Origin of the sequence: Cupriavidus sp. H19C3, assembly GCF_049393815.1 — a bacterium.
Classification (GTDB): Bacteria; Pseudomonadota; Gammaproteobacteria; order Burkholderiales; family Burkholderiaceae; genus Cupriavidus.
Genome location: NZ_CP184985.1, coordinates 921,719 through 935,153, shown reverse-complemented (window position 1 = coordinate 935,153; position 13,435 = coordinate 921,719). Strand labels below are relative to the sequence as shown.

Annotated in this window: 12 protein-coding genes; 11 read left to right on the top strand and 1 reads right to left on the bottom strand. The window is 66.9% G+C overall.

What is annotated here, in order from left to right:
- The first annotated feature begins 144 nt into the window (after positions 1-144).
- From DFLDMN_RS04220 to DFLDMN_RS04175, 10 genes are all read left to right on the top strand, one after another.
- Complete coding sequence (locus DFLDMN_RS04220; RefSeq protein ID WP_423197250.1) at positions 145-2,226, top strand: 3-hydroxyacyl-CoA dehydrogenase NAD-binding domain-containing protein; 2,082 nt, start codon at positions 145-147, stop codon at positions 2,224-2,226.
- Between the two features lie 39 nt (positions 2,227-2,265).
- On the top strand, positions 2,266-2,922 hold the full coding sequence (gene pncA / locus DFLDMN_RS04215) for a bifunctional nicotinamidase/pyrazinamidase (protein ID WP_423197249.1): 657 nt from the start codon (positions 2,266-2,268) through the stop codon (positions 2,920-2,922).
- Positions 2,923-2,968: 46 nt separating this feature from the next.
- Entirely contained in the window at positions 2,969-4,147 is a 1,179-nt protein-coding gene (locus DFLDMN_RS04210; RefSeq protein WP_423197248.1) for an acetyl-CoA C-acyltransferase, read from the top strand.
- Between the two features lie 130 nt (positions 4,148-4,277).
- Entirely contained in the window at positions 4,278-6,131 is a 1,854-nt protein-coding gene (locus DFLDMN_RS04205; protein WP_423197247.1) for an acyl-CoA dehydrogenase, read from the top strand.
- 37 nt (positions 6,132-6,168) lie between these two features.
- The gene (locus DFLDMN_RS04200) at positions 6,169-6,951 is read left to right on the top strand and encodes an SDR family oxidoreductase (RefSeq protein WP_423197246.1); all 783 of its coding nucleotides are present in this window, start codon (positions 6,169-6,171) and stop codon (positions 6,949-6,951) included.
- A 193-nt stretch (positions 6,952-7,144) separates the two neighbouring features.
- Entirely contained in the window at positions 7,145-7,588 is a 444-nt protein-coding gene (locus DFLDMN_RS04195) for a PaaI family thioesterase (RefSeq protein WP_423197245.1), read from the top strand.
- Between the two features lie 48 nt (positions 7,589-7,636).
- The gene (locus DFLDMN_RS04190) at positions 7,637-8,653 is read left to right on the top strand and encodes an NADP-dependent oxidoreductase (RefSeq protein ID WP_423197244.1); all 1,017 of its coding nucleotides are present in this window, start codon (positions 7,637-7,639) and stop codon (positions 8,651-8,653) included.
- 133 nt (positions 8,654-8,786) lie between these two features.
- Complete coding sequence (locus tag DFLDMN_RS04185) at positions 8,787-9,632, top strand: class II aldolase/adducin family protein (protein ID WP_423197243.1); 846 nt, start codon at positions 8,787-8,789, stop codon at positions 9,630-9,632.
- Between the two features lie 124 nt (positions 9,633-9,756).
- Complete coding sequence (locus DFLDMN_RS04180) at positions 9,757-10,659, top strand: SDR family oxidoreductase (RefSeq protein ID WP_423197242.1); 903 nt, start codon at positions 9,757-9,759, stop codon at positions 10,657-10,659.
- A 12-nt stretch (positions 10,660-10,671) separates the two neighbouring features.
- The gene (locus DFLDMN_RS04175; RefSeq protein ID WP_423197241.1) at positions 10,672-11,604 is read left to right on the top strand and encodes an alpha/beta fold hydrolase; all 933 of its coding nucleotides are present in this window, start codon (positions 10,672-10,674) and stop codon (positions 11,602-11,604) included.
- An 18-nt stretch (positions 11,605-11,622) separates the two neighbouring features.
- Here DFLDMN_RS04175 and DFLDMN_RS04170 read toward each other — a convergent pair whose 3' ends face one another.
- The gene (locus tag DFLDMN_RS04170) at positions 11,623-12,144 is read right to left on the bottom strand and encodes an O-acetyl-ADP-ribose deacetylase (RefSeq protein ID WP_423197240.1); all 522 of its coding nucleotides are present in this window, start codon (positions 12,142-12,144) and stop codon (positions 11,623-11,625) included.
- Positions 12,145-12,498: 354 nt separating this feature from the next.
- On the opposite strand from DFLDMN_RS04170, the gene DFLDMN_RS04165 reads away from it, so the two are divergent.
- The gene (locus DFLDMN_RS04165) at positions 12,499-13,425 is read left to right on the top strand and encodes an alpha/beta hydrolase (RefSeq protein WP_423198307.1); all 927 of its coding nucleotides are present in this window, start codon (positions 12,499-12,501) and stop codon (positions 13,423-13,425) included.
- Positions 13,426-13,435: the final 10 nt, after the last annotated feature.

The following is a 13,435-nucleotide window of genomic DNA, read 5'->3' as shown; positions in this document are numbered from 1 at the left end:
CACAGAACAGAGACCGTCATCGCGCCCGCCCGTGGTATCCGGCGACGGGCAGCCGCCGGCGAGCGCGGCGCCGACAGACGGTCCGGGCAGCACACATCATTCGAGAATTCGAATCCCGAGACAACTTATCCCAAAGGAACCAGCATGACAGCGCAGTATCAGGTTCAGGACGGCGTTGCCGTCATCACGCTCGACAATCCACCTGTCAATGGCCTCGGCCACAGTACCCGGCTTGGCATCGTCGAAGGCTTGACCCGTGCGCTGGACGATGCCGCCGTCAAGGCCGTCGTCATTACCGGGGCTGGCAAGGCGTTCTCGGGCGGCGCCGATATCCGTGAATTCAATACGCCGAAGGCGACCCAGGAGCCGACGCTGCATTCGGTGATCCGCGCGGTGGAAGCCTCCGCCAAGCCGGTGGTCGCGGCGATCCACTCCGTGGCCATGGGCGGCGGGCTCGAACTGGCGCTCGGCTGCAACTACCGCGTCGCCGCCAAGGGCGCCCAGATCGCGCTGCCCGAAGTCAAGCTCGGCCTGCTGCCGGGCGCCGGCGGCACGCAGCGACTGCCGCGCCTGATCGGCCTGGAGCATGCGCTCAACATGATCGTGACCGGCACGCCGGTCCTGTCCGAGAAGTTTGCCGGCTCGAAACTGTTCGACGAGATCGTCGACGGCGACGTACTGCCCGCCGCCATCAGGTTTGCGCTGAAGGTGGCCGCCGCACCGGGCCCGTATCCGAAGGTACGCGATCTCAAGGTACGCCACGAGAATGCCGAAGGTTTCCTCGCCTTTGCGCGCAATACGGTGGAAGCCGTGGCGAAGAACTTCCCGGCGCCGGTACGCTGCGTCGATGCCGTGGCTGCTTCGCTGAAGCCATTCGAGGCCGGCCTCAAGGCCGAGCGCGAGGGCTTCATGTACCTGGTGGGCACGCCCGAATCGCGCGCGCTGCGCCATGCGTTCTTCGGCGAACGCGCCGCCAGCAAGATTCCCGATGTGCCGGACGGCACGCCGACGCGCAAGATCGAGAAGGTGGCCGTGATCGGCGCCGGCACCATGGGCGGCGGCATCACGATGAACTTCCTCAACGCCGGCATTCCGGTCACCATGCTGGAGATGAAGCAGGAAGCCATCGACCGCGGCGTGGCGACGATTCGCAAGAACTACGACAACAGCGCCAGAAAGGGCAAGCTCACGCAGGAGAAAGTGGACCAGCGCATGGGCTTGCTGACGACGACGCTCTCCTATGACGACATCAAGGATGCCGATCTCGTGATCGAGGCCGTGTTCGAGGAGATGGGCGTCAAGGAAACCGTGTTCCGCAAGCTCGACGAGGTGATGAAGCCGGGCGCGATCCTGGCCTCGAATACCTCCACGCTCAATGTCGACAAGATCGCCGCCTTTACCGCGCGTCCGCAGGACGTGGTCGGCATGCATTTCTTCAGCCCGGCCAACGTGATGAAGCTGCTGGAAGTCGTGCGGGGCAAGGAAACCGGCAAGGATGTGCTGGCCACGGTGATGCAGGTGGCTAAAAAGATCAAGAAGACCGCCGTGGTATCGGGCGTGTGCGACGGCTTTATCGGCAACCGCATGATCGAGCAGTACAGCCGCCAGGCCGGCTACCTGCTCGACGAAGGCGCGTTGCCCGAGCAGGTGGACAAGGCAATCGAGAAGTTCGGCTTTGCCATGGGTCCGTTCCGCATGGGCGACCTGGCCGGCAACGATATCGGCTGGGCCATCCGCAAGCGCCGCGCGGTGGAAAAGCCGGATATCCAGTACTCGAAGACGGCCGACAAGCTGTGCGAGATGGGCCGCTTTGGCCAGAAGACCGGCGCCGGCTGGTACGACTACAAGGCGGGCGACCGCAAGCCGTACCCCAACCAGCAGGTCAACGACATGATCGTCGAGCATTCGAAGTCGCTTGGCATCGCCCGTCGCAAGATCTCCGACGAGGAGATCGTCGAGCGCCTGGTGTTCGCGCTGGTGAACGAAGGCGCCAGGATCCTGGAGGAGGGTATCGCCTCGAAGGCCTCGGACATCGACATGGTGTACCTCACGGGCTACGGCTTCCCGCTGTTCCGCGGCGGCCCGATGCTGTATGCCGACCAGGTGGGGTTGTTCAACGTGCTGCAGTCCATGAACCGCTATGCCAAGGGTTACCACGGCGAGGCGTGGCAGCCTGCGCCGCTGCTGAAGAAGCTCGCCGAAGAAGGCAAGGGCTTCAACGGCTGAGGCCGGCCCATCCTACCGATGCAAGAGGATCGAGGGTCCATGCACAGCGACGCACAGGACTGCCTGCTGGTGGTCGATGTCCAGTACGACTTCATGCCCGGCGGCGCGCTGGCCGTGCCGCATGGCGATGACGTGGTATCCGTGATCAACCGGCTCGCGCCGGCCTTCGGGCATGTGGTGCTCACGCAGGACTGGCACCCGGCCGGACACGCGTCGTTTGCGTCGAACCACCCCGGCGCGCGGCCGTTCGAGACCCGCACGCTGGCCTATGGCGAACAGGTGATGTGGCCCGACCACTGCGTGCAGGAGACGCACGGCGCCGCGCTGCATGCGGGCCTGCGCGTGCCGCATGCGCGGCTGACCCTGCGCAAGGGGCACCATGCCGGCGTCGACAGCTATTCCGCGTTTCTCGAGGCCGACCGCATCACCCCGACGGGGCTGGCCGGCTACCTGCGCGAGCATGGTGTACGGCGGATCTACCTGGCCGGGCTGGCGACCGACTTCTGCGTGGCATGGAGCGCGCTCGATGCGCGCGCCGCCGGCTTCGACGCCGTGGTGATCGAGGACGCCTGCCGCGCGATCGATCTCGACGGCTCGCTCGCGGCCGCCTGGCGCGACCTGGAAGCCGCCGGCGTGGCGCGCATGACCTGCGCGCAAGTGCTGGACCAACGCCTGGCCACCCGATCCTCTCGCTGAACCCGCATATATCGACAAGCGATACCAAGATACCGAGGAGCAAGACATGAACGAAGCAGTCATCGTATCCACCGCCCGCACCGGGCTGGCCAAGAGCTGGAAGGGCGCATTCAACATGACCCATGGCGCCACCATGGGTGGACATGTGGTCCAGCACGCCATCGCGCGCGCGAAGATCGAGCCGGGCGAGGTGGAAGACGTGCTGATGGGCTGTGCCAATCCGGAAGGCGCCACCGGCGCCAATATCGCGCGCCAGATCGCGCTGCGCGCCGGCTGCCCGGTGAGCGTGCCGGGGGCCACCGTCAACCGCTTCTGCTCTTCCGGCCTGCAGACCATCGCCATGGCCGCGCAGCGCGTGATTGCCGACGAGGGCGACATCTTCGTGGCGGGCGGCGTCGAGTCGATCTCGTGCGTGCAGCAGGAGATGAACCGGCACATGATCCAGGAATCGTGGCTGGGCAGGAACAAGCCGGAAATCTACTGGAGCATGCTGCAGACCGCGGAGAACGTGGCCAAGCGCTACAACATCGCCAAGGAGCGCCAGGACGAGTATGGCGTGCAGAGCCAGCTGCGCGCCGCCGCGGCGCAGGAGGCCGGCAAGTTCAAGGACGAGATCGTGCCGATCACGGTGCTGGCGGGCGTGGCCGACAAGGCCACCGGTCAGTTGCTGACGAAGGAGGTGACGATCTCCGCCGACGAAGGCATCCGCCCCGACACCACGCTCGAAGGCGTGGCGAAGATCCGTACCGCGCTGCCTGGCGGCGTGATCACGGCGGGGAATGCCTCGCAGTTTTCCGACGGCGCCTCGGCGGCGGTCGTGATGAATGCGAAGGTGGCCTCGGCGCGCGGCCTGCAGCCGCTCGGCATCTTCCGCGGCTTTGCGGTGGCCGGCTGCGAGCCCGACGAGATGGGCATCGGTCCCGTGTTCGCCGTGCCCAAGCTGCTGAAGAAGGCCGGGCTCAAGGTCGACGACATCGGCCTGTGGGAACTGAACGAAGCGTTTGCCGTGCAGGTGCTGTACTGCGCCGACAAGCTCGGCATTCCGATGGATCGTCTCAATGTGAACGGCGGCGCGATCGCGGTGGGTCATCCGTACGGCGTCTCTGGCGCGCGTCTGGTTGGCCATGCGCTGATCGAAGGCAAGCGCCGCGGCGTGAAGTACGTGGTGGTGACGATGTGCATCGGCGGCGGGCAGGGCGCCGCGGGACTGTTCGAAGTGGTCTGAACGCAGGTGCGTTCTGGCTGGCCTTCCGGGCTGGCCTGTCTGACCGGCATTACCCGATCCTCTCCCCGCGTGGGGAGAGGGCACCTGCCTGCGGCATTGTCGATGTCCCGACTCCGGAGCCCCTCCCGTCATGTCGTTAATCCTTTCGCGCCGCGATCTCAATTTCCTCCTGTACGAATGGCTCGAGGTGGAGCAGCTGGCGCGCATCCCGCGTTACGCCGATCATTCCCGCGAGACCTTCGATGCCGCGCTGGACACCTGCGAGCGCATCGCCACCGACCTGTTCGCGCCTCACAACAAGAAGAGCGACCAGCACGAGCCGCACTTCGACGGCCACACCGTCACCATCATTCCCGAAGTCAAGGCCGCGCTGCGGGCCTTCTGCGACGCCGGCCTCATGGCCGCGGGCCAGGACTACGCGTATGGCGGCATGCAATTGCCGGTGGTGCTGGAGAAAGCCGCGTTCGCCTACTTCAAGGGCGCCAACGTCGGCACCAGCTCGTATCCATTCCTGACCATCGGCAACGCCAACCTGCTGCTGACGCATGGCACGCCGGCACAGATCGATACCTTCGTGCGGCCCGAGCTGGAAGGGCGCTTTTTCGGCACGATGTGCCTGTCGGAACCACAGGCGGGCTCGTCGCTATCCGATATCGCCACGCGTGCCGAATACGAATGCGAGTCGCCGCTGGGCGCGCAGTATCGCCTGCGCGGCAACAAGATGTGGATCTCGGCGGGCGAGCACGAGCTCTCGGACAACATCGTCCATCTCGTGCTGGCCAAGATTCCGGGACCGGACGGCAAGCTGATTCCGGGCGTGAAGGGCATCTCGCTGTTTATCGTGCCGAAGTACCTTGTCAATGCGGATGGCACGCTCGGCGAACATAATGACGTGGTGCTGGCCGGGCTCAATCACAAGATGGGCTACCGCGGCACCACCAATTGCCTGCTCAATTTTGGCGAAGGCACGAAGTACCGGCCCGCCGGCCAGGCCGGGGCCATCGGCTATCTCGTGGGCGCGCCGCACCAGGGGCTCGCCTGCATGTTCCACATGATGAACGAGGCCCGCATCGGCGTTGGTCTCGGTGCGGTAACGCTCGGCTATACCGGCTACCTGCATGCGCTCGACTACGCGCGCAACCGCCCGCAGGGGCGGCCGCTCGGGCCCGGCGGCAAGGATCCGGCCAGCCCGCAGGTGCGCCTGGTCGAGCATGCCGATATCCGGCGCATGCTGCTCGCGCAAAAGAGCTATGTGGAAGGTGGGCTCGCGCTGAACCTCTATTGCGCGAAGCTCGTCGACCAGGAGCGCGCGGCGCGCGCCGCCGATGAGGATGCCGCGCCGCTGTCGCTGCTGCTCGATATCCTGACCCCGATCGCCAAGAGCTGGCCGTCGCAGTGGTGTCTGGAAGCCAACAGCCTGGCCATCCAGGTCCACGGCGGCTATGGCTACACGCGCGAGTACAACGTCGAGCAGTTCTATCGCGACAACCGCCTCAATCCGATCCATGAAGGCACGCATGGCATCCAGGGCCTCGATCTGCTCGGCCGCAAGGTCGTCATGCGCGATGGCGCGGCGCTGCGTCTGCTGGGCGCACGCATCGAGGCCACCTGTGCCCGCGCGCTGGTGGCCGGCGATGCCGCTCTGGCCGGCTACGCGCGCGCACTGGGTGCCGCAGCGCAGCGGCTGGCGGAGGTCACCACCACGTTGTGGGCGGCCGGCGACCCCAACGTGACGCTCGCCAACGCCACCGTCTACCTGGAAGCCTTCGGCCATGTGGTGGTGGCGTGGATCTGGCTGGAGCAAGCGCTGGTCGCGCAGCGCGCGTTGCCGGCGGCCAGCGGCGACGATGCCGGTTTCTATCGCGGCAAGCTCGCCGCGGCCGCGTACTTCTATCGCTTCGAGTTGCCTCGGACCACGCCGCAGTTCGATCTGCTGGCGTCGCTCGACCGCACCACGCTCGACATGCAGGACGCCTGGTTCTAAACCACCAGGCCCGCACGGACCACACGGAGACAGCCCCATGCATACGATCCAGCAACTGTTCGATCTCAGCGGCCGCACCGCGCTGATAACCGGCGGCTCGCGCGGCCTCGGCCTGCAGATCGCCGAGGCGCTCGGCGAGCAGGGCGCGCGCCTGGTGCTGTCGGCGCGCAAGGCCGACGAACTGGAGCAGGCCCAGGCTCACCTCAAGGCGCGCGGCATCGAGGCCGACTGGATCGCCGCCGATGGCGCGCGCGACGCCGATATCCACCGGCTGGCCGCGCAGGCGATGGCAAAACTCGGTCAGATCGATATCCTCGTCAACAACGCGGGCGCCACCTGGGGGGCGCCAGCCGAGGACCATCCGGTCGAGGCGTGGGACAAGGTGATGAACCTCAATATCCGGGGCCTGTTCCTGCTCACGCAGCAGGTCGGCAAGCAGTCGATGATTCCGCGCCGGCGCGGGCGCATCGTCAACGTGGCGTCGATCGCCGGGCTGGCCGGCAATCCGCCGGGCACCATGGAGACCATTGCCTACAATACGTCGAAGGGTGCCGTGATCAATTTCACGCGTACGCTGGCGGCGGAATGGGGTGAGCACAACATCACCGTCAACGCGCTGGCGCCGGGTTTCTTTCCGTCGAAGATGACCCAGGGCTCGATCGAGCGGCTCGGGGTGGAAGCCATGTGCGCGGGCGTGCCGCTGCGCCGGCTGGGCGACGACGAGGACCTCAAGGGCGCCGCGCTGCTGTTTGCCAGCGATGCCGGCAAGCACATCACGGGGCAGGTGCTGGCCGTCGATGGCGGCGTGAGCGCGGTGTGAGGGCAGCTACCGCGGCGGCGTGGCGTCCGGTTGCGGCCCGGTCCGTGCCCACCGGCATGCGGACTGATGGTCTAATGGCGGTCGCGCGGCGCCGTAGTCGCTGTCCGGCCCGCAACCCGCATTCCATCGAGCCAGGCGCGCGACACGTCTCGCAGGCCCGCCGCTTCTATCGGCCCTACACGCTTTTTGCATCATGACGGAACATAACGGTTTTCTTCACAAGATCCCCTTTCTGCTCGACCTCGGTGTGCGCTGCAACCGCATGGAAGCCGGGCACAGCGAGATCGAGCTCGATCTGCTCGAACGCCACCAGAACAGCTGGGATATGGCGCACGGCGGCGTGCTGATGACGATGCTCGACGTCGCCATGGCCATCTCGGGCCGTTCCACCGACCCCGAGGGGCGCGGTGTGGTCACCATCGAGATGAAGACGACCTTCATGTCGCCGGGCCGCGGCAGCAAGCTGACGGCGCGCGGCCAATGCATGCACCGGACCAGCACGATGGCGTTCTGCGAGGCCGAGATCGTCGATGCCGACGGCAAGATCGTCGCGCGCGCGTCCGGCACCTTCAAGTTCATCAAGCGTTCGCCGCCCCGGCGTGCCCCTGGGGCGGCGGATACCGGCGCCGACGGCTGACGCCGCCGCGCCACCCCCTTCCCGCCCGACCATCACAAGGAATCCACCATGTCCGCACAGCAGACCTACCAGCGCATCGTCCTGGCTTCGCGGCCGACGGCCGCGGTGACGCCCGACAATTTCCGGCTCGAGACCGTGCCGGTGCCGGAACTGGCCGACGGCCAGGTGCTCGTCCGCAATCACTTCCTGTCGCTCGATCCGTATATGCGCGGACGCATGAGCGAAGGCAAGTCGTACGCGAACCCGCAGCCGCTTGGCGAAGTCATGATCGGCGGCACCGTGGGCGAGGTGGTCGCGAGCCAGAACCCGAAGTGGCAGGTCGGTGACAAGGTGGTCGGCATGTTCGGGTGGCAGGAGATGGCCGTCAGCGACGGCGGTGGCATGCAGAAGGTCGACACCACGCACGTACCGCTGTCGGCGTACCTCGGCGCGGTCGGCATGCCCGGTGTGACCGCATGGTATGGGCTCAACCGCATCATCGCGCCCAAGGCGGGCGAGACCGTGATGGTCAGCGCGGCCTCGGGTGCCGTTGGCAGCGTGGTCGGGCAACTGGCAAAGAAGGCTGGCTGCCGCGTGGTCGGCGTGGCCGGCGGCAAGGACAAGTGCGACTACGTGGTAAAGGAGCTCGGCTTCGACGCCTGCGTGGACTACAAGGCCGCGGCCGATGCCAAGGCGCTCTACGCGATGGTCAAGGAAGTCACGCCCGGCGGGGTGGATGGGTACTTCGAGAACGTGGGCGGCGATATCCTCGATGTGGTGCTGGCCCGCCTCAATGCGTTCGGCCGCATTGCGCTGTGCGGGCTGATCGCCGGTTATGACGGGCAGGACCTGCCGCTGCGCAATCCGCGCGCGATCCTGGTGTCGCGAGCCAGGATCGAAGGCTTTATCGTCTCCGAGCATATGGACGTATGGCCGCAGGCGCTGAAGGAACTTGGCGGGATGGTGGCGCAGGGGCAGCTCAGGTTCCGCGAGAGCGTGGCGCAGGGTCTCGCCAGTGCACCCGAAGCCTTTATGGGCCTGCTCAAGGGCAAGAATTTCGGCAAGCAGCTGGTCAAGCTGGTGTAAGCCGGCGCGGTTCGCCGGGACCGGCGCCACGCGGCCGGACCCGGGGCGATCCGGCCGGCGAGCAACGGGCAACGAGCCAACGAGCCAACGAGCCAACGAGCCAACGAGCCGCAAAAAAAGAAGAGGAGACATCATGAACGCACCCGAACACGCGGCGCGCGCCAGCGATAGCGCCGACATCGGCCTGTCCGAGGAGGTCAAGGCCCGCTATCGCAACCTGCCGCGCCCGCCGAAGTTCGCCACGCCGGGCGAGGAGCGCCTGCACCGCAAGCAGCGGCTGGCGGCGGCCTTCCGGCTGTTCTCGAAGTTCGGCTTCGACGAAGGCGTGGCCGGCCATATCACCGCGCGCGACCCCGAGTTTACGGACACCTTCTGGGTCAATCCCTTCGGCGTGCATTTCAGCCAGGTCAAGGTTTCCAACCTGATTCGCTGCGACCACGAGGGCAATGTGGTGGAGGGCGACTATCCGGTCAACGCGGCCGCCTTTGCGATTCACTCGCGCATCCACCAGACGCGCGAGGATGCCGTGGCCGCCGCCCATTCGCACAGCACGCACGGGCGCGCCTGGTCGACGCTCGGCCGTACGCTCGACCCGCTCACGCAGGATGTCTGCGCGTTCTACCAGGACCACGCGCTTTACGACGACTTTGGCGGTGTGGTGGTCGAGCTCGACGAGGGGCAGCGCATTGCCAACGCGCTCGGCCCTCACAAGGCCGCAATCCTGCAGAACCATGGCCTCCTCACGGTCGGCAAGACCGTCGACGAGGCGGCCTGGTGGTTTATCACCATGGAGCGTTCGTGCCAGGTGCAGTTGCTGGCCGAGGCCGCGGCCGCCCGCACGGGCGCGCCGCTGAAGATGATCGGCGATGGCGCCGCGCGCCAGGCGTACTCGATCGTCGGCACCGCGCAGGCCGGCTGGTTCCAGTTCCAGCCGCTCTACGCCCGCATCGTGCGCGAACAACCCGACCTGCTCGACTGACGCGGATCAGCGCGATTGACGCAATTGACGCGCTGAACGCGCTGAACGCGCTGAACGCGATGAACGCGATGCCGCGTGCGCGCCGCCCCGCAGCCTCCGGCAACCCTGACAACAGGAACCCGCCATGAAGCAGTTTGAGAACAAGGTGGCCGTCATTACCGGGGGCGCCTCCGGTTTTGGCAAGGTCTTTGCCCGCCTCGGCGCCGCGCTGCGCATGCGGCTGGTGCTGGCCGACGTGCAGGAAGACGTGCTCGATGCGACCGTCGGCGAGTTGAAGGCGCAGGGCGCCCAGGTGATCGGCCTGCGCGCCGACGTGGCGCGCGCGGCCGAGGTGCAGGCCCTGGCCGACGCCGCCATGTCGGCCTTCGGCGAGGTCAATCTGCTGTTCAACAATGCCGGGGTAGGGGCCGGCGGGCTGCTGTGGGAGAGTACCGAGCGCGATTGGGACTGGGTGCTCGGCGTCAACCTGCATGGCGTGATCCATGGCGTGCGCATCTTTACGCCGCTGATGCTGGAAGCTGCGCGCAAGGATGCCGACTACCGCGGCCATATCGTCAATACGGCATCGATGGCGGGGTTGCTCAACGCGCCGGCCATGGGCATCTACAACGTGTCAAAGCATGCCGTGGTGGCGCTGAGCGAGACGCTGTACCAGGACCTTGGCCTGGTCACGGATCAGGTGCATTGCTCGGTACTGTGCCCTTATTTCGTGCCGACCGGCATCAGCCAGTCGCACCGTAATCGTCCCGCCACGCTTGCCAACGCGGTGCCGCCCACGCGCTCGCAACGGGTGGCGCAGGCCCAGGCGGAGAAGGCGGTCTCGTCCGGCAAGGTCTCGGCGGAAGACGTTGCGCAGCGCACGTTCGACGCCATTCGCGACGAAAGCTTCTATATTTATTCCCACCCGCAGGCACTGGACGGTGTGCGGCAGCGCATGGAGGCGATGGTCGCGCAGCGCAATCCGCCCGATCCATTCGGCGACAAGCCCGAGGTGCGCGCGGCCCTGGTACGGGCCTTGCGCGACTGAGAGGGACTGGCAATGGAGACCCTCATGACCGCACCTGCCGTGATTCACCACCTGCAGTTCGCCAATCTGCCCAACGGCATGCGGCTGCACTATGCCAGCGCGGGTGAATCGGGCAAGCCGCTGTTGCTGTTCGTGCATGGATTCCCGGAATTCTGGTACGCCTGGGAGCACCAGCTTGCGGAATTCGGCCAGACCCATTTTGCCGTGGCGCCGGACCTGCGCGGGTTCAACCTGTCGGGCAAGCCGGCCGATGTGGAGGCCTACCGGCCGCGCCACATCGTCGAGGATCTGGTCCAGCTCGTGCGTGTGCTCGGCTACACGCGCTGCGTGATCGTGGCGCACGACTGGGGGGGCGCGGTGTGCTGGAATCTGGCACTGCAGTATCCCGACCTGGTGGAGCGCCTGGTGATCGTCAATGCGCCGCACCCGTATCTGTTTGCGCGCGCGCTGGCGGCCGATCCGGCGCAACAGAAGGCGTCCGCCTATATGAACTGGCTGCGCAAGCCAGGCGCCGAACAGGCACTCGCCGCCAGCGACTTTGCACTGCTGGAGAAGATGCTGACCGGCGAGGCGGACCAGGCGCCAGCCTGGTTTGGCGGCGAGACGCGCGCACGCTATCGCGCGGCATGGTCGCAGCCCGGCGACGACGGTTCGCATGCGCTGACCGGCGGCGTCAACTACTACCGCGCCTCGCCCATGCATCCGCCCGCCCCGGGCGAGGCCGCTCCGGACCTCTCGCGGCTGGACCCGGCGGCGTTCGTGGTGCGCGTGCCGACGCTGGTGATCTGGGGCGAGCAGGATCGTGCCTTGCCGAAATCGCTGGTCGACGGGCTGGGCGATTTCGTGCCCGACCTGCGCCTGGAGCGGATCCCCGAAGGCAGCCACTGGGTCGTTCACGAGCAGCCCGAGCGTATCAATCTGCTGATCCGCAGCGCGCTGCCGTGACGTGGGCGGGCGGCTGGCTCAGGTCAGCCGCTGCCGGTACAGCCGGAAGTTCTCGTCGTCGAAGCAGACAAAAGTCACCTGTTCGATCGAGGGCGCGCGGGTCAGGGCGTCGCGCACGGCCGCAAGCGCGATATCGACGGCGCGCTCGCGCGGAAAGCCGTAGATGCCGGTGCTGATATTGGGAAAGGCGATGGTGCGCAGGTCGTGCTCCGCCGCCAGGCGGATGCTGTTGCGATAGGCATTGGCGAGCAAGGCATCCTCGTCCTGGCTGCCGCCCTGCCAGACCGGCCCCACCGCGTGGATCACGTAGGGCGCGGGCAACAGTCCGCCGGTGGTGATGACGGCCTGGCCCGTGGGGCAGCCGCCCTGCGCGTCGCGGATGGCGCGGCAGGCATTGCCGATGGCCGGGCCGCCGGCGCCGTGGATGGCGCCGTCCACGCCACCGCCGCCCATCAGGCCGCTATTGGCGGCGTTGACGATGGCATCGACTTCCATCCGGGTAATGTCCCCGTGCACTACCTGCAAATGTTCGCCTGTCATGTTGTCTCCATGCCGTGGCCGGCGCCTGTCATGTGCGTGCGGATATCTCTAGCATAGGCGGCAAAGGTGGCGACAAATTGCGGATGAGGGTAATTTCGTAAGCCTGCGTGCCACAAACGGTGGCATCATACGGAAAACGAACGACCGTTCACTATTGGTAAGCCAGTCACTGGCGGGCGCCGCATGGCCGTCACGCGGTGTACCGTCTGCCGCTCCTGGTTCAACGCGATGTCCGCACGTCCCTTGTCCGCCCAGCCTCCGCAGGACCCACCATCGCCGGCTCCGCCCGCGGCCTCGCCGCTGCCCGGCAGGCCCGCCCAGGCGCTCGATGCGCAGGTGGCCCAGTTGCTCGACATGATCGCGCGCGCCAAACGGCCGCCGCTCCATACCTTCGACCCGATCGACGCCAGGATCGCGTACGACAAGAGCGCGCCGATTCTCGACATCGCGCCGCTGCCGGTGCATGCCACCGAGGACCTGCGCGTGACGGCGCGCGACGGCCATCAGATTCCGGTGCGGCTGTACGCGCCGCGCGCGCCTAGCTGGACCGATCCGATGCCGCTGCTGGTGTATTTCCATGGCGGCGGCTTTACGGTGGGCAGCATTCAGTCGCACGATGCACTGTGCCGCAAGCTCGGCGTCGAGGCCGACTGCCTGGTGTTGTCGGTCGATTACCGGCTCGGCCCCGAATGGCGCTTTCCGACTGCGGCGCACGATGCGTTCGACGTCATGCACTGGGTGTTTGCCGAAGCGGCGCGCCTGGGCGCCGATGCCAGCCGTATCGCGCTCGGTGGCGATAGCGCCGGCGGCACGCTAGCTGCCGCCTGCGCCATCGAGGCGCGCGACCAGGGCCTGGCGCCGGTGCTCCAGCTGCTGATCTATCCGGGCACCTGCGCGCGCCAGGACACCCCTTCGCACCGCGCGTTGGCCGAGGGCTACCTGCTGACGGCCGAGATGATCCAGTGGTTCTTCTCCCAATACCTGAGCGGGCCCGAGGACCGCGACGACTGGCGCTTTGCGCCGCTCGATGGCGGTGGCAGCGGGGCCGATGTGCGGCGCTGCAGCCCGGCGTGGATCGCCGTGGCGGGTTATGACCCGTTGCACGACGAAGGGGTGGCTTACGCGGAGAAGCTGCAGGCGGCTGGCGTGGCTACGACGCTGGCCCGTTATCCGACCATGATTCACGATTTCTTCAAGATGGGCCGCTTTGTCACCGCCGTCGGGCAGGCACATGCCGACGCGGTGGCCGCGTTGAGAACGGCATTCCGTTCCGACACATAGCGGATGGGGT